General features: G+C 43.0%; 14 protein-coding genes. 7 read left to right on the top strand and 7 right to left on the bottom strand.

All coding sequences use genetic code 11. The features are described 5' to 3' along the window. Nucleotides 1-195: 195 nt before the first annotated feature. Nucleotides 196-1,449 carry a PQQ-dependent sugar dehydrogenase gene (locus tag P2W73_RS02365; protein WP_276500376.1) on the bottom strand — a complete coding sequence of 418 codons (1,254 nt, stop codon included), beginning with the start codon at nt 1,447-1,449 and terminating at the stop codon, nt 196-198. Nucleotides 1,450-1,734: 285 nt separating this feature from the next. On the opposite strand from P2W73_RS02365, the gene P2W73_RS02360 reads away from it, so the two are divergent. Next, nucleotides 1,735-2,223 (top strand): GNAT family N-acetyltransferase, encoded by a 489-nt coding sequence (locus tag P2W73_RS02360; RefSeq protein WP_276500375.1) that lies wholly within the window; start codon nt 1,735-1,737, stop codon nt 2,221-2,223. A 124-nt stretch (nt 2,224-2,347) separates the two neighbouring features. Then, nucleotides 2,348-5,116 (top strand): sigma-54-dependent Fis family transcriptional regulator, encoded by a 2,769-nt coding sequence (locus tag P2W73_RS02355; RefSeq protein ID WP_276500374.1) that lies wholly within the window; start codon nt 2,348-2,350, stop codon nt 5,114-5,116. 455 nt (nt 5,117-5,571) lie between these two features. On the opposite strand, the gene P2W73_RS02350 is transcribed toward P2W73_RS02355, so the two are convergent. From P2W73_RS02350 to P2W73_RS02325, 6 genes are read right to left on the bottom strand one after another with little or no spacing between them, the layout of a single operon-like run. Further along, on the bottom strand, nt 5,572-6,642 hold the full coding sequence (locus P2W73_RS02350) for an ATP-grasp domain-containing protein (RefSeq protein WP_276500373.1): 1,071 nt from the start codon (nt 6,640-6,642) through the stop codon (nt 5,572-5,574). Next, nucleotides 6,639-7,367 (bottom strand): NRDE family protein, encoded by a 729-nt coding sequence (locus P2W73_RS02345; protein ID WP_276500372.1) that lies wholly within the window; start codon nt 7,365-7,367, stop codon nt 6,639-6,641. The genes P2W73_RS02350 and P2W73_RS02345 overlap by 4 nt, the downstream gene beginning before the upstream one ends. After that, nucleotides 7,355-7,855 (bottom strand): DinB family protein, encoded by a 501-nt coding sequence (locus tag P2W73_RS02340; protein ID WP_276500371.1) that lies wholly within the window; start codon nt 7,853-7,855, stop codon nt 7,355-7,357. Before P2W73_RS02340 ends, P2W73_RS02345 begins: the two co-directional genes overlap by 13 nt. A gap of 40 nt (nt 7,856-7,895) precedes the next feature. After that, the gene (locus tag P2W73_RS02335) at nt 7,896-8,318 is read right to left on the bottom strand and encodes a DM13 domain-containing protein (protein ID WP_276500370.1); all 423 of its coding nucleotides are present in this window, start codon (nt 8,316-8,318) and stop codon (nt 7,896-7,898) included. Continuing rightward, nucleotides 8,315-8,725 (bottom strand): DoxX family protein, encoded by a 411-nt coding sequence (locus P2W73_RS02330; RefSeq protein ID WP_276500369.1) that lies wholly within the window; start codon nt 8,723-8,725, stop codon nt 8,315-8,317. Before P2W73_RS02330 ends, P2W73_RS02335 begins: the two co-directional genes overlap by 4 nt. 19 nt (nt 8,726-8,744) lie before the next feature. Further along, on the bottom strand, nt 8,745-9,212 hold the full coding sequence (locus P2W73_RS02325) for a YHS domain-containing (seleno)protein (RefSeq protein WP_276500368.1): 468 nt from the start codon (nt 9,210-9,212) through the stop codon (nt 8,745-8,747). 364 nt (nt 9,213-9,576) lie between these two features. On the opposite strand from P2W73_RS02325, the gene P2W73_RS02320 reads away from it, so the two are divergent. The 5 genes from P2W73_RS02320 to P2W73_RS02300 all read left to right on the top strand — a co-directional run bounded on the left by P2W73_RS02320 (nt 9,577) and on the right by P2W73_RS02300 (nt 16,050). Then, nucleotides 9,577-9,903, top strand: coding sequence for a thioredoxin family protein (locus P2W73_RS02320; RefSeq protein ID WP_276500367.1), 327 nt, complete (start codon nt 9,577-9,579; stop codon nt 9,901-9,903). Between the two features lie 32 nt (nt 9,904-9,935). Beyond that, the gene (locus P2W73_RS02315; RefSeq protein ID WP_276500366.1) at nt 9,936-10,616 is read left to right on the top strand and encodes a Crp/Fnr family transcriptional regulator; all 681 of its coding nucleotides are present in this window, start codon (nt 9,936-9,938) and stop codon (nt 10,614-10,616) included. Between the two features lie 277 nt (nt 10,617-10,893). Then, nucleotides 10,894-12,129, top strand: coding sequence for a glycoside hydrolase family 57 protein (locus P2W73_RS02310; RefSeq protein ID WP_276500365.1), 1,236 nt, complete (start codon nt 10,894-10,896; stop codon nt 12,127-12,129). A gap of 124 nt (nt 12,130-12,253) precedes the next feature. Then, on the top strand, nt 12,254-13,075 hold the full coding sequence (locus P2W73_RS02305; protein WP_276500364.1) for an SDR family oxidoreductase: 822 nt from the start codon (nt 12,254-12,256) through the stop codon (nt 13,073-13,075). A gap of 275 nt (nt 13,076-13,350) precedes the next feature. Beyond that, nucleotides 13,351-16,050 carry an MGH1-like glycoside hydrolase domain-containing protein gene (locus P2W73_RS02300; RefSeq protein WP_276500363.1) on the top strand — a complete coding sequence of 900 codons (2,700 nt, stop codon included), beginning with the start codon at nt 13,351-13,353 and terminating at the stop codon, nt 16,048-16,050. The last annotated feature ends 10 nt before the right edge of the window (nt 16,051-16,060 follow it).

Below are 16,060 nucleotides of genomic sequence, written 5' to 3'. Positions count from 1 at the left end.
AATCACACGGGATCGGCGATTGTACCACCTTTGCTTTTGAAACATTTTTACCGTGTCAATTAACAAACAAACCATTAAAACCTTATTTATGAACGAAAACCCCGAATGGGTGACACAATTTATCAATCAAATTTTTTAAAATAACAAGAGCCTTTAATGAAAGGCTCTTGTTATCAATATCAGGTAAAATCGGTTTTATTTCTTACTGATCCTGTACAATCTGCCACCGTCCGTAATCGCATATAAAGCACCATCTTTTCCTTGCGTTATATCCCTGAAGCGTTGTCCTTCTTCGGATAATAATCTTTCTTCACCCACCACTTTATTATTCTCAATTACCAACCGGGCAATATGGGTACTGCTTAAACCACCAATGAATAAATTGTTTTTCCATTCAGGAATGCTATCACTGCTATAAAAAGTGATGCCGCTTGGTGATATCACCGGGTCCCAATAATATACCGGTTGTTCCATGCCTTCTTTTTGCTGAATGGCGTCACCAATCTTTTCACCACTATATTCAATTCCATAGGTGATATTAGGCCAGCCATAGTTTTTGCCGGGTTCAACGCGGTTTACCTCATCACCACCTCTTGGACCAAACTCTGTTTCCCATAAATCACCGGTAACAGGATGAAATGCTAAGCCCTGCACATTGCGATGACCGTATGAATACAATTCAGGCCTCGCTGCTGAATTGTTCGCAAATGGATTACCGGCTGCAGGTTGTCCATCCTTTGTAATGCGAATGATTTTTCCTAATGCTGACTTAATATCCTGTGCCTGTGGTCTTGTTTCTTTATCAGATCTTTCGCCGGTACTGATGACCAGGTTGCCTGTTTTATCAAAAAGAATTCTGCCACCGTAATGCAAACTGCCATCATAAGCTGGTTCTGCCCTATAGATAACCATAGCATTTTCTATTTTTTTCTCGTCGGCTGATAATTTTCCTTTGGCTATCGCTGTAAGATTTTTACCGGCTTTCTTTTCAGAAAAAGACCAATATACCATTCTGTTGCTCGAAAAATCAGGATCAATGGTCAATCCTAACAAGCCACCCTGTCCGCTGGCATCAACGGCAGGTATACCGGTAATAGGTGCACTGGTAGCACCATCGGCGCTGGCTATACGCATTGTTCCCTCCTTTTCTGTTATCAAAAACCGGCCATCCGGAAGTGAGGTGATTCCCCAGGGCATTTTCAATTCTTTGGTAATTATTTTAGCTTCAAAAGCGGATTTTGTTTTTACCGCTGCAATTCTTGTCTGCCCGGCAAATGCTGGTTTATAATCCGTGTTGGCTTTTTTTGTTTCCACAGACACATGGGTGGAACTTGTATCCGTCGTTACCTGTTTGCTTTCCTTTTCCTGCTGACTCTGATTACCACAGGCGGTTAAAAAAAAGCTGGTGGCTATAACAAGGCCTGGCAATGCTTTATTCACGATTGACATATTTTGATGAATTAATTTGACAAATTTAAAGATTATGAGTTGCAGCCAGCGCATCTTCGGCGTCACCTCTTTGGCATCCTGCAAATGCCTCCACAATCATGCCTAATCATTGGCGATATAAAGCATTTTTCATAGCCGGCAATTATGACAGCTATTTCGGCGATTCATTTACCTCCTTCGGCGATTCTTTCGGCAATGCTCTATTTATAAATTCTTGAAATTTACCCGTGGACATTTAACTGTGTCAACTGTGTTTAATTTTACTTACGCTTAAAAATAAACGGGATGTTGCAGGTAAGAAAAGTGAAAGCCGCAGACTATGATAAGGTTTGGGAAATTTTGGAAAAGATCATTCGAAAAGGAGATTCATTTGCCTGTTCACCCGCATCCACTAAAAAAGAAAGGATAAGCTATTGGTGTGGCCTTGACAAACACACCTACGTAGCGGTGGATGAGGGTGAAATCGCAGGTACTTTTTTTATACAGGACAATCAACCGGGATTGGGTTCCCACATTGCCAATGCCGGCTATGCCGTGTCACCGGCCAAATCGGGAAAAGGCATTGGCAAATTCATGGGTGAATACTCGTTGGCAGAAGCCAAAAAACTGGGTAATAAAGCCATGCAGTTTAACCTGGTGGTAAAATCAAATGATGCAGCGATACAACTTTGGAAAACCATCGGCTTTCAAATTATCGGCGAGATACCAGAAGCCTTTGATCATATTGAAAAGGGGCTGACCAACGCATACATTATGTATCAGAAGTTGAATTGATACTCACTGCTCCCGGCACCTCATTTTATCCCATTGTCGTTAAAGTGACAATTTGAATCAATCCTTGTTGCTACATTTCCACATTCATTAACTTTATAAGGCAATCTTTTTTGAAACCTGATCTATGGCCAAAGCCGCCGCCAACAAGAAGCCTGATATTTTGCATACAATTTCCGAAGCCACATCCGGCCTGGCAGGTAAAGATTTACTGGAAGAGCTTTGCCGCAATTTCACCCGGGCACTAAACATGCAGTTTGCGTTGATCGCTGAGTGTACTGAGGAAGGCAGCACACAGGTAAGAACACTGTGCATGGTCAACGGCGACTCCGTTATGGATAATATCGAATACGACACTACTGGCCGTCCCTGTGAACTCATCCTGCAGGGAAAAGAAATTTTTGTACCAAAGGATGTCTATAAAAAATTTCCGGAAGCCCGGGGCATTGAGGCCGCTACAGGTGTACCCATCCATAGCTCCGTGACGGGCAAGATTATTGGCCACATTATCATTTCCAACTTACAGCCCGTTACAGAAGAAAGTAATCAAACTACAATCCTCAAAATTTTTGCCTCCCGCATTGGCGCCGAAATTGAGAGGATGAAAGCCGAAAAAAAACTTGAGAAAAAAAATGCGGAGCTCCACCAGCGATTATACGAAATTGAATTGTATGATACCACGTTAAAAAATCTCCGGGAACAAGTGTACTGGTTAAACAGCGATGGAAAGTTTATCCGGGTAAATGCTGCCGTCTCCAGGGAAACAGGATATAGTGAAGACGAGTTGCATAAAATGACGGTATTTGACGTCAACCCCACATTAACCCGGGAAGAGTGGGATGCACATTGGAAAGAAACAAAGCAGCTTGGCCACCAGGTGCTGGAAACAGAACACCAATCGAAAGACGGCCGGCGCTACCCGGTTGAAGTGACGAATAATTTTTTGGAACATGATGGGCATGAGTACTTCTGCAGCACGGTAAGAGACATTCGCCAAAGAAAAATGGAAGAGGAACTGCTTCGCACTGTTTCAGAAGCCACTTCCGGATTGACCGGCGAAGATTTTTTAGTAGAACTGGCAAGGCATATAACCATCACGCTAAAGATGCGTTATGCATTAATTACCGAATGTGCCAACGAAGAAAAAACAAGGTTGCGAACTCTCTGTTATGTTGATGGCGAAAAAATCCTGGATAATATAGAATACGATACTGCGGGCATTCCCTGCGAAATCATTATGACGGGAAGAGAATTTTTTATGGCCCGTGATGTGCAATTGAATTATCCCAAAGAAAAAGGAATTGAATCAGCTGTTGGCGTACCGATCTATAGCAGTAAAACCGGCGAAGTGATAGGACATATCCTGGCCCTGGATCCCCAACCTGTAACCACCGAAAAAAATCAAACTTCCATTCTGAAAATATTTGCAGCCCGTATCGGCGCTGAAATGGAAAGAATGAAAGCTGAAGAGAAATTAAAAATCGCCAATGCCGAACTGCAGGTATTGCTGAAAGAAAGTGATCAACGCTACCGTGATCTTTTTGAAGAAGCACCCATTGCCTATGTTCATGAAGGGCTGGATTCAAAATTTATCAAAGCTAATCGTGCCGCTTTGCGCATATTGGGAGTTAGACCGGACGAGGTCCCTTATACATATGGAAAGACATTGGCGCCTGATACCCCGGATGCACAGCGGAGATTGAAAGAAGCATTCGACTCGATTGGCAGAGGCACTGATACGAGTGGTGTTGTTCTCGAACTGAGACGAAAAGACAATGGCAAACCTATCTGGATACAATGGTGGTCAAACCCGGATGCAGGCGGGCAATTTACCCGCACTATGTTTGTCGATATCACCGACAAGGTGTTGATGGAGCAGGAACAGGCAAGATTGCAGGCGCAGAATAAATACCTGCAGGAAGAAATAAAGCTGACTTACAATTTTGAAGAGATCATCAGCAAGAGCAACAATTTTCAAAAAGTATTACAACAGATCGAACAGGTTGCAGCAACTGACTCCACGGTGTTGATATTGGGAGAATCCGGTACGGGTAAAGAGTTAATAGCACGGGCCGTGCATAATGTAAGCAACCGCAGCAAGCGGCCGTTGGTAAAAGTAAATTGTGCTACGTTACCGGCTAACCTGATCGAGAGTGAATTGTTTGGTCACGAAAAAGGCGCTTTTACCGGCGCCATGGAAAGAAAGATCGGACGTTTTGAACTGGCTGATGGCGGTTCTATTTTTTTAGATGAGATCGGTGAATTGCCGGTTGAGTTGCAGGCCAAACTGCTCCGGGTATTGCAGGAAGGAGAATTTGAAAGATTAGGCAATCCAAAAACAATGAAGGTGAATGTGAGGGTGATCGCCGCCACCAACCGCAACCTGCAACAGGCTATTGAAAAAAAAGAATTCCGGGAAGATCTCTACTATCGCCTGAATGTTTTTCCTATCATCTGCCCTCCGCTTCGAAAAAGAAAAGAAGACATTCCATTATTGATAAAACATTTTTGCCAAAAACATGAAGGCAAGATCGGTAAGAAGGTTACCAATGTACCCGCCGATGTCATTGAAGCGCTGATGGCTTATGATTGGCCGGGCAATATCCGTGAATTGGAAAATATTATTGAACGGGCCATGATCTTAAGCCGCAATGGTTCGCTGGAGTATGGCGATTGGATACCCACTGAAAAAATGGATGATTCGACTAATGGCGCTACTAGTACCACCGCAAGATTGGAGGATGTAGAAAAAGAACATATCATCGAAATACTCAAAAAAACAGGCTGGAAAGTAAGTGGTGAGAAAGGCGCGGCAAAAATATTAGGGCTTAATGCCACCACCCTTGAAGCAAGGATGAAGAAGCTGGGAATTAAAAGAGAAACTCCTAATCGCTAACGAGCAATATTTTTAAAGGTCACTTTTATTATTGAACATTGCGCATTCACTGTCGTTTAGGTAAGAATATTTTTGAACCACAGGAGGCACAAAGTCACCGGGACACAAAGATTATTTGAATCGTGACCCTTTGCGTCACTGCCCCTTTGCGTTCTCTGCGTGAAACTTACGCCGAACTGCTTGCATAGTTTGATTGAACTACACGTAAGAGACAGGTTGAAATATCCCTGTGTATCTCAGCGGCTCTTTGACCCCGTGGTTTATCTTCCCAAAACATTTTGTTGAATCAAACACCATTGATTATTCACTGAAAATTTTACTGGTTCAAATGTCGAATCGATTCAATGCTTAGTGATTGCTGATGCTAAATGCAAGCAGAATAAAAATTATTATCCCCACAAATCGGAGGGTGCATATCGGTGTCATAAAAAAAAATGAAACTCTGTTCTCTTTAGTCAGGCCCTTTGTCGTTCATGACCGTTGATCAGTTTTACATAGCGTTTATTCGCCTTCAGCATTTCAAGACCATCTGTCATTTTCATATAGGGCTTTTGCAGCAAGCGGTGATTGATGCGGCTGATACGGGATAAGATGTTCCAATGGCGGATAATTTCTTTCCAGGCAAAAAAGATGCTGTGCCCGGGGTCATACATATGTGTAGGTTCGCTACCGGCGCCGTTTAGTTCTATGATTGAAAAATTTTTCCCTTCCCTCAATTCTTCCAGGGTATTGTAGCGAATATCCAGGCGACCAAAATAAAAGCCCTCTACCTGTTGACAAACTTCGTCAATCACTCCGCGGAGTTTCTCGTCTGCCAGGTGACTTGAATCCAAAAATTTAGCACCCCGAACGTGGTTGCCATAGGGCACCAGCAGGAATTTTTCGCCATGTGCCAGCACTTCATTTAATTTTCCACCATAAGTTTTTCGAAGCTCATCCAACTGGAGCACATATCGCTTTTCTTTTCGCAATAATGTTTCAATACTGGAAATGCCATCACCGGTAACAGATAAAAATTCTTTCTCTACAATGCCGGAAATGCGACCCCGGGTTTGGTCCGGATACCGATAATAAAAAATTCCCAACTCATTTTCATACGGCACAAACTCCTGAACCAAAAAATCAACTTTTGAATACGATGCATAAGCAAAGAGTTCGCTGGCATTGTGCAACTTTTTGACGCCCTTGCCCTGCATGCCAATATCGGGTTTACCTACCAGTGGAAACCGGAGTTGCTGTTCGCTGATCGTAAGTAAAATATTTTCTTCGCTGGCACCAGCCTTAAACAATATGGTTTTAGGATAATAATCCCCTGGTATCAGATCATAGATCGCTTTTTTGGATTCCATCAGGAAGCCCCCATTGATGATCGATGGATTTGCCGTATTGAAAAAAAAGAATGAGCGGGACCTGGCGCAAAGCATCAGCCAGTAAACATACATGGGCCCATACACCACATGAAAGGGCCAATATTCCCAATGCAGCAGGCGTATAAAAAAAGGCCGGTATAAAATTTTTCGGATCATGCCATTTCCATTGTGTTGAGAAGTTCAATCTTTCGTTCTGTTGTACGATTGTTTTTTATGTCAATATATTTCATACTGGCCCGGTCGCTTGTTAATAAAATATTGGTGATACTTACTGTTGAAAACATACCATCCCTTTCCATCAGCAAGTCATTATCCGGATCTCCATCCCCGGCAAAACGATGAAACTCCAAAATATCTTTCTGTGTTGGCTCTCCATGAAGTTTCAAAAAATCAACGAACCATTTTTCCCTTTTCTCTATTGTATCACTGTCGTATAAAGTCACAGAAGACCAAATATAGGGCTGGTGTTTTTTTAACTGCTTGCTGTATTTGTCCGCGCCATCCCACCTGCATTCGTGTAAATGATGCCTGTCGAGAATAATAATAGTAAACGGTTCGATTCCTGATAAATCAACCACTTGAAAATGCAAAACCGGTTTTTGAGCAGTAACGATGGCCAAAAAAACCTGGCCACGACTTTGCCTGTAAGGCGGAGTTGGCTCATGCTTCTCAAATGCGCCGTTCAATAAAACCGCTGTATTACCATTTTCATCCAGGGCAATCCAGCTTCCACCGGCATCCGCATCTTTGGGAAAGATGAGTTTTCGCTGGTTGACCTCATAAACCACAGGCGCTATCGCGGTGCTGCGGCTATATTTCTCGTCCCGGTTAGAGGTGATGAAATATTTTTCCCTGCACGGTATATAAGTCACTGTGCACATTGTTTCCTGAATTTTATAGTTGAGTAAGCAACACCAAAATCATCCGGCAGTTGAATAGCTGAAACCTCGTTGATGCCTACCCGGATCAGTGCCATGTGATGTATGGTATGCTCCAGGTTATAGGCTATTTCTCTATAGTAGTTGCTGGGAATAGCAATCACTGTTTCGCTATCTTCATAGTCTTCCGCTTCCATCACCAGGTCAATATTCGGCCTGTCGATCCGGTGATAAATGTCTTTCAGCAATTCGGCCGCGATACCCTTACTCGTTTCGATCTGGTAATCTCTTTTCCTTTTTTCATAATTCACCACACCGGTTTCGTAGCCTTTTTCCAGGCAGAGAAACAGTTCAATAATGTGCCGCACATGTTGCCCGATGCTGGCATTGAATAATATTTTACTCGGCTGTGAATATTCGGCATCCGATAACTGGTGCAGCGACTCAGACAACTGCACAAATACATTTTGAATGGGTTGTTTTAGCAGCATACTATGAGTTTATGGTTTATGATCTATGGTTTTTATTTTCCTATTTTAATTCCGCACTGCCGAAAAGATGATTATATTTTTTGCAATGGATCAGTGCATATTTATATTGGGAAAAATCAGGATTGCCGGGAATGACATATAATTGGTTCCCTTTGGTGGATTGAAGGCTGCCCAAATCTATAAAGTTGGCCGGTTGCACTTCTTTGGAAATATACACGTGGAGATCCGGTCCGTTTGAAATGGACATATTAGTCAATGCAAGAAGCAATGAATCGTTCTTTCTATAGACGGTCGCCATACCAGATACTGACCCATACGGCCCGTTCATGAAGTTACCGTTATTCTGTGGTATTGCAATCGTAGTGTCTACGTTGTTATCCAACTGAATTTCCGGAGTATTTTCCTTGACACAGGCAGCTAAAAAAAGTACTGCGCCTATCATCGTCATCAATATCCCTTTCATAGATTAAATGGTTTATGTAAGATTAATTTGAAAATATTATTCAGTTCTTTTTTGTAAATGATCATTAAAGCAAGACAGCTCATAAACACCAGCAATGCATAAATAAATAACTGGCCCCCATCACCCCGTACCGCAATGCCCAACTTTGCCAGATGAAAGAACAGGGCACCTGCCATCAGTCCTGCCCCCAGGGCCGCTCCAATAAAAGTTGTCCTGGGATACAAAATAAGCACTGAAGCTATCAGCTCCAGTACACCCGTGCCGATACGGCCCCATGGTTCCATACCCAGCGTAGAAAAGATATATATCGATTCTTCCGCTCCGGAGAACTTAAAAAATAAGGTTTGCAAAAGGATCAGGGCGGCAAGTATTCGCAAAGCCCAGATCCCGGCGATAGTCCAGTTCATTGGTTATGGTATTGAATGATTAATGATAGATTTTTTTCCAGTTCTTATCCGCTTCGGTCTTTAGGTGTGCTTCATCCTTATTCCAGCTCTTCAGCGTATTGTTGAGAAAGCTATTGTAAAAAAGATAAAGCTTACCGTTGACGATCTTATATGTGGCGGGGTCTACACTCACTTTTTCTCCCTTTGCACCCATAGCATAGGCGCACCAGCCGCCATACTCGGGTTCGTAACGGCCTGGTGTTTTTTTAAACTCCTCTTTGTTTTCAGCGGAAGCAAAATAATAGATCACCCCCTGGTGGCTGACCGCAAATTCTTTCTTGCCTTTAGTAGCCTTGTTGTTTTTGAAATAAGCTACAGGATCATAACCCTCTATTGCAATATTATCTTCCAGGTTAAACTGCCTTTTTCGCAGAGCAGAAGGTTCCTGGCCAAAAAGGGAAATAAAAAATCCTGTCAGGACCAGCGTCAAATAAAATTGTTTGTTCATGTCTGATTTTTATTTCTCAAAACTAGCAATCGTCGGTCCCGTCTCCTGTCGGCTGATTGACAACCCCGGGGTTTTAGTTGTTAAATGAATTGAAAGAGCCGAAAGACAAATCATATGGCTAATACGATTTTTTTAGTCCCCGGGATTTACCTGTGTAAATAAAAAATTTTCTCCCAACAGGGCCTCCCAATATTTCGGGACAATCCCAAAATTTTGGGAAAAACAGGGCGTCTTTGGCCTGGAAAAATTTCACAGAAAAAAACCTTGAAATCCTTTGCGGCAAAGGCTTTCATGAAACATACCACGACACCTATTTTTTTCTGGCACGCCGGTTGGCTAATAGTCACAGACAAAACAAAAACTCATGAATAAAATGATCTCCAGGAAAGCCTTCAAACAGGAAGTAGTCAACAGCACCGGGTTAACATTGGTACAATTTAAAATAGAATGGAACGGCGCCTGCCAGATCATTTCCCCGATCTATGAAGAGCTGGCAAAATCCTATAAAGGGCAGGCTGATTTTTATACCGTGGATGTAGAAAAAGAAACCGGTATTGATCGTGAATACGGTGTAATGGAATTTCCCACCATTCTTTTTTTCCGCCGTGGCGAAGTAATCGACCATGTAACAGGTCTTACACCCAAAAATGTAATGATCTCTAAAATTGAAAATGCATTAACCACTTACTAAATATTTATTGAAAATCTTAAAACCACTTTACCATGTCTGACGAAATGAAATACTTCTATCTGAAGAATCATCCACTACTGGCTTCTTTACCAGAACAAAAATTGCAAGTCGCCGCCTCGCTGGCAAAAATGAAAACCGTATACCGCGGTGAGATCATCGGCTATGGCGAAACAGGTTTTAGCAAAATACATTTCCTGGTAAAAGGAAAAGTAAAGATCACTGACAACGGCGCCATGGAAAATGAATTAGTAAAGGATATTCTTACTGAACCGGACATCTTTGGCGACCTGGGATTGGAAGGCCTTCTTACCAGCGACGAGTGTGCTGAAGCATTAACGGCAAATACGGTTATCTGTACTTTTCATGTCAGCGATTTCAGGCGCATACTGGAAGATAATCCACAGATGATATTAAACTATGCCCGGAAAGTGACCAGTAAATTACAACGACTGGAAACCCGACATGCCGACCTGGTATTTCTTGATACAAAAGACAGGTTGATACGTTTCATTAAAAATTGGGCCCGCACCGATGGTAATCGTAAGGGCGATAAGATCATCCTGAATAATTATCTTACGCATAGCGATATCGCCGGCTTTATCGCTACCTCCCGCCAGAGCGTAAATATGCTGTTGAATGAACTCCGCAGTTCCGGTCTCTTATGCTACAATCGCAAATCAATTGAATTGAATAACCCTGTTGCGTGGAACTAGAAGTGAGAAGTGAAAAAAAAGTCAACAAACTTGTTAGGAATGTAAATAGCACGACAGCGAACCTGTTCACGCGGTATTAGTTTTACATTGACAAGTGATGAGAAGAAATGAGAATAGTAAGTAACTCCCCTGCCCGCAATTTTTGCCATGTTAATCCTGCTTACTATGCATCGTGATGAATTGATTGATCAGGGTGACAAGTAAAAAAAAAATTCCTGGTTACTCACCATTCCAATTCAGTACTCACAATTCTATTTCGGTATTTAAAACAAATCGAATGGTATCAGTATGCTTATACTTCAAAGTGCATCAACCGTATCGCCTGAAAAAATATGAGGCGAAAGATATTGATGCCTGTCATTGCTACGAAGATGCCGCAGCAGATGAAGAAAACATTAACCGGCTGGCTAATGAATGCTGGCTACCGGCTAATGAAATCATATACCAGCAGATCCGACAACAAAAAGGAAAATTTCGCTGCAGCTTTTCGCTCAGTGGGACTGTGCTGGAGCTTATTCAACAATACCGGCCTGATGTAATACAATCATTCAGGGAACTCGCTGCTACCGGCTGCGTGGAGTTTACAGCAGAGACTTATTACCATTCCCTGAGTTCCCTTTATTCGATAGCAGAGTTTCAACGCCAGGTTCACAAACACTGTGAGCTGATCAATACTCTTTTTGACAGCGATCCCGTTATTTTCAGGAATACAGAACTTATCCATAACAACCGAATTGCTAAACTCGCAGCGGGCATGGGATTCAAAGCCGTTTTGTGTGAAGGGGCCGAAAGAATATTACAGGGACGTGACTGCAACCTGGTATATGCAGCACCGGGAAATGAGGATTTGTATGTATTACTGCGCAATGTCACTTTATCCGATGATATAGCTTTTCGTTTTGGCGATGCTAACTGGACAGAGCATCCGTTGACGGCCGATAAGTTTGCCGAATGGTTGCATCACCACCCGGCCGATCCGGATGTGATCAATCTTTTCATGGACTACGAAACATTTGGAGTACACAAAAAAAGTGAAACAGGTATTTTCGATTTTCTCGCTTCACTGCCTGCAGCCGTATTGGCGAACAACAACTTTTCTTTTTCTACACCGGTTAATATACTCGAAGAAAAATACCCGAAAGGATTGTACGATGTTCCGCAAACTATTTCATGGGAAGACCGGTCCAGTTCAAGTTGTGTTTGGTGTGAAAACGTCATGCAGAATAATACGCTGAAAAAAATTTACAGCATCGAAAACCTGGTACTGCAATCAACGGATAAAAGGGCCGCTGATATTTGGGGACGTTTACAATCTGCAGATTATTTCTACTATATGGCGGAAGATAGCCGCAAGGATGGCGCCGGCAAATATGTCACCGATTCCAGCGCCAAAGAAGTATTTCAACATTATACCAACCTGGTTGCCGATTTTGAAATCTCGCTGATCAAAAAAGTAATCGAGGGAAAAAAGAGTTCCTCCAGGCATATTCCTTTCAACATTTTAAGCAATTAACTCAATCAAAAAACAGATGAAATGAGCCATAAAAATTTTCGGGCAAATTCATACCAACCGCGATGAAAATTTTTATGGCGAATTCCCTGCCCGTCCGGTCAGGCGGGCATTTGGCCAAAAAACAATGAAAAATATACAAATGAAACAAAAACTGGACGGACAAATCGCCATTGTAACAGGCGCCAGCAGCGGTATTGGCGCCGGCTGTGCCAAAGAGTTGGCAAAAGCCGGCGCTACAGTCGTAGTAAACTACCCGGTTGCTTCTACCAAAGCAATGGCGCAACAGGTAGTAGATGAAATAGCCGCCAATGGCGGAACAGCGATCAGCTACCAGGCAGATGTCAGTAAAGAAGCAGATGTTCAACAAATGTTTGCCGATGTGATCGGCCAGTTTGGAACGGTAGATATACTGGTGAACAATGCCGGTTTACAAAAAGATGCGCCATTTACGGAAATGACATTGGATCAATGGAACTTTGTGCTGGGCGTAAACCTCACCGGGCAATTTTTATGTGCCAGGGAAGCCATCAAGGAATTTTTGCGCCGCGGGGTCAATGGCAAATCAAAGAGTGCCGGTAAAATTATTTGTATGAGTAGTGTACATGAAGTAATTCCCTGGGCAGGCCATGCCAACTACGCCGCCAGCAAAGGCGGTGTAAACCTGATGATGAAAACCATTGCACAGGAATTTGCCCCGAAGAAAATTCGTATCAATTCCATTGCTCCCGGTGCTATTGCAACACCTATCAATCATGATGCATGGGACACCGCCGAGCATTTACAAAATCTATTGAAACTGATCCCGCAAAAAAGAGTGGGACAAGTGGAAGATATTGGTAAAGCGGCCGTGTGGCTGGCAAGCGATGATGCTGATTATGTAAACGGAACAACCTTGTTTGTAGATGGTGGCATGACATTGTATCCGGGGTTTGAGGATAATGGGTAAAACCCCCTGTCCCCTAAAGGGGAGACTTGCAAAACACAGCCCTTGCTTTTCGGCGACTTAAAAAATTATCCGAGTCTTCGAAAATGTTGAATAGAGAGATAATGATGATATGGTAGTTATAAAGTTTGGATTAGTAATTCAGTTCCGCTCCCTCTCTTTGGGAGAGGGAGAAGGAGGGTGAGGCCGAATAGCGAACAGGAAGTTGAAGTGTGCGACGCAACGAAGCTGAATAGAATAACTGAAGCCGGCTACATAAAAATAAAAAATCATTTACCATGAATGCAGAACAGGTTCGATTAAAAAATAACCACTGGAAAAAATGGGGACCTTATCTCAGCGAACGTCAATGGGGCACCGTGCGGGAAGATTATAGTGAGTATGGAAATGCATGGGATCATTTTCCGCATGACCATGCGAGGTCGAGAGTATATCGCTGGGGTGAAGATGGCATTGCCGGCATTAGCGATGAAATGCAGCGTATCTGTTTTGCATTGACTTTGTGGAATGGAAAAGATCCCATATTGAAAGAAAGATTGTTTGGCCTGACGGGCAACGAAGGCAATCACGGTGAGGATGTGAAAGAGCTCTATTATTACTTGGATAGCACGCCGACCCATTCTTATATGAAGCACCTGTACAAATATCCGCAGGCTGCATATCCCTATGCAGACCTGGTAAACACCAACCGCAACCGGTCACGGTATGAACCGGAATATGAATTGCTGGATACCGGTGTCTTTAACGAAGGCAAATACTTTGATGTATTTACAGAATATGCAAAAAATAATGCAGAAGATATTGGCATCCGCATTACTGTCCACAACCGCGGCAGCGAAAATGCTTATATAGCTTTGTTGCCCACTTTGTGGCTGCGCAACCTCTGGAGTTTTGGGTTGATGAAAAAGAAACCATCGATCCGGTTAGCTGAGTTAACGAATGAACATGGTGCAGCAACTATTACGCATGAACAAAATGGTCTCTATCATTTTTATTTTGAAAAGACTGATCATTGCCTGTTTACGGAGAATGAAACCAATACAGAGCGATTATACGGTCAGCGCAATCCGTCTCCTTTTGTAAAAGATGCTTTTCATGACGCTGTCATCCATAAAAATTTCGATTGGTTGCAGGAAAGAAAAGAAGGCACCAAATTTTCTCCTGTTTATGAATTCAATATTCCCGGCCACTCATCCGCTTCTATTCATTTGCGTTTGACAAAAGAAGAAATAAAGGAATCACCGTTTGGAAAAAAATTTGATGAGCTGTTTCAACAACGAATGGAGGAAGCGGATGAGTTTTATGCAGGCATCACAACAGCCAAAGACAAAGACCTTATCAATATCCAGCGGCAGGCTTTTGCCAGTATGCTCTGGAGCAAACAGTATTTTAATATTGATATACCCCGATGGTTAAATGGTGATCCCGGCCAGCCAGCACCACCGGAGTCAAGAAAGACAGGTCGCAATCATCATTGGCATACGCTGAATAATGAAGACATCATTTCAATGCCCGACAAATGGGAATATCCCTGGTATGCGGCGTGGGACCTCGCTTTTCATTGTGTACCGCTTAGCATGATCGATCCGCAATTTGCCAAAGACCAGTTGATTCTTTTTTTGCGGGAATGGTACATGCATCCCAATGGACAACTACCCGCTTACGAATGGGCCTTTAGTGATGTGAACCCGCCGGTACATGCCTGGAGTTGTTTGCAGGTGTATAAAATGGACAAGGCAAAAACAGGAAAACCCGATATTGATTTTTTAGAACGAGTGTTTCAAAAGCTGCTGATCAATTTTACCTGGTGGGTCAACCGCAAGGACCACAAGGGCAATAATGTTTTTGAAGGCGGATTTTTAGGCTTGGATAATATCGGCGTGTTTGACCGCAGCAATATGATACCCGGTGGCGGCACACTGGAGCAGGCAGATGGAACCAGTTGGATGGCGATGTATTGCCTGAACATGCTGGAGATGGCGTTGGAAATTGCACAGCACAATCCCAGGTACGAAGATGTGACCACAAAATTCTTTGAGCACTTCGTTTACATTGCAGAATCACTCAACCGCATTGGCGAGAATTGGACCGGCGCCTGGGATGAAGACGAAGGATTTTTCTACGATGTGCTTTCCTTACCCAATGGACGATATATACCGTTAAAGGTTCGCAGTCTTGTTGGCTTGTCAACGTTGTTTGCTGTAATGGTGCTCAAAAAAGATTTGCTGGAAAAACTACCCGATTTTCATCGCCGGTTAAAATGGTTTCAACGTTACCGGCGGGACAATGGTCAGTACCTCGTGATCGAAGAATTAAAAAATCACGATGACATCTTATTGTCCCTGGTACCAAGGCAAAGACTGGAAAAATTATTAAAAGCATTATTGGATGAGAAAGAGTTTTTGAGCAAAGCTGGTATTCGCTCCATTTCAAAACTGCATGAAACACCCTACTCTATAGATATCGATGGACAACAGTTTGGATTGAATTATCAGCCGGCTGAAGGCAACAGCAATTTATTTGGTGGCAACAGCAACTGGCGCGGCCCTGTATGGATGCCGATGAATTATTTATTGGTCAACGCCATCAATCATTATGCAGAGTATTACAAAGATGAACTGACTGTTGAGTTGCCAACTGGTTCAGGTAATCAAATGCCCTTGCAAAAAATTGCGGACGAAATTTCAAAACGCCTGGTGTCTACCTTCCGGCAAGATGAAACAGGACACCGCCCGGTTAATGATCACTATGCTGTTTATCGTGATGATCCCCATTTCAAAGACCTCGTTCTTTTCTATGAATATTTTCACGGTGACACGGCCAGAGGTGTGGGAGCTTCGCATCAAACAGGATGGACCGGTGTGGTTGCAGAATTGATCAATAGGATCAGTAAACCTCACCCTCATTCCCTCTCCCAAGGAGAGGGAGGCCAGGCAGCGGTTAAACAATCATCTGCTGTGCTAACACATCAACTGTAGTTTTCTTCTC

This window comes from Terrimonas pollutisoli, assembly GCF_029360765.1.
Taxonomy (GTDB): Bacteria; Bacteroidota; Bacteroidia; order Chitinophagales; family Chitinophagaceae; genus Terrimonas_B; species Terrimonas_B pollutisoli.
The sequence above is the reverse complement of the archived record's forward strand: the minus strand, read 5'-3'. Positions and strand labels throughout refer to the sequence as shown.

Excerpts from the sequence above, each read along its gene's own strand:
- P2W73_RS02365 (WP_276500376.1), bottom strand. The coding sequence starts at position 1,449 with ATGTCAATCGTGAATAAAGCATTGCCAGGCCTTGTTATAGCCACCAGC.
- P2W73_RS02360 (WP_276500375.1), top strand. The coding sequence starts at position 1,735 with ATGTTGCAGGTAAGAAAAGTGAAAGCCGCAGACTATGATAAGGTTTGG.
- P2W73_RS02355 (WP_276500374.1), top strand. The coding sequence starts at position 2,348 with ATGGCCAAAGCCGCCGCCAACAAGAAGCCTGATATTTTGCATACAATT.
- P2W73_RS02350 (WP_276500373.1), bottom strand. The coding sequence starts at position 6,642 with ATGATCCGAAAAATTTTATACCGGCCTTTTTTTATACGCCTGCTGCAT.
- P2W73_RS02345 (WP_276500372.1), bottom strand. The coding sequence starts at position 7,367 with ATGTGCACAGTGACTTATATACCGTGCAGGGAAAAATATTTCATCACC.
- P2W73_RS02340 (WP_276500371.1), bottom strand. The coding sequence starts at position 7,855 with ATGCTGCTAAAACAACCCATTCAAAATGTATTTGTGCAGTTGTCTGAG.
- P2W73_RS02335 (WP_276500370.1), bottom strand. The coding sequence starts at position 8,318 with ATGAAAGGGATATTGATGACGATGATAGGCGCAGTACTTTTTTTAGCT.
- P2W73_RS02330 (WP_276500369.1), bottom strand. The coding sequence starts at position 8,725 with ATGAACTGGACTATCGCCGGGATCTGGGCTTTGCGAATACTTGCCGCC.
- P2W73_RS02325 (WP_276500368.1), bottom strand. The coding sequence starts at position 9,212 with ATGAACAAACAATTTTATTTGACGCTGGTCCTGACAGGATTTTTTATT.
- P2W73_RS02320 (WP_276500367.1), top strand. The coding sequence starts at position 9,577 with ATGAATAAAATGATCTCCAGGAAAGCCTTCAAACAGGAAGTAGTCAAC.
- P2W73_RS02315 (WP_276500366.1), top strand. The coding sequence starts at position 9,936 with ATGTCTGACGAAATGAAATACTTCTATCTGAAGAATCATCCACTACTG.
- P2W73_RS02310 (WP_276500365.1), top strand. The coding sequence starts at position 10,894 with ATGGTATCAGTATGCTTATACTTCAAAGTGCATCAACCGTATCGCCTG.
- P2W73_RS02305 (WP_276500364.1), top strand. The coding sequence starts at position 12,254 with ATGAAAAATATACAAATGAAACAAAAACTGGACGGACAAATCGCCATT.
- P2W73_RS02300 (WP_276500363.1), top strand. The coding sequence starts at position 13,351 with ATGAATGCAGAACAGGTTCGATTAAAAAATAACCACTGGAAAAAATGG.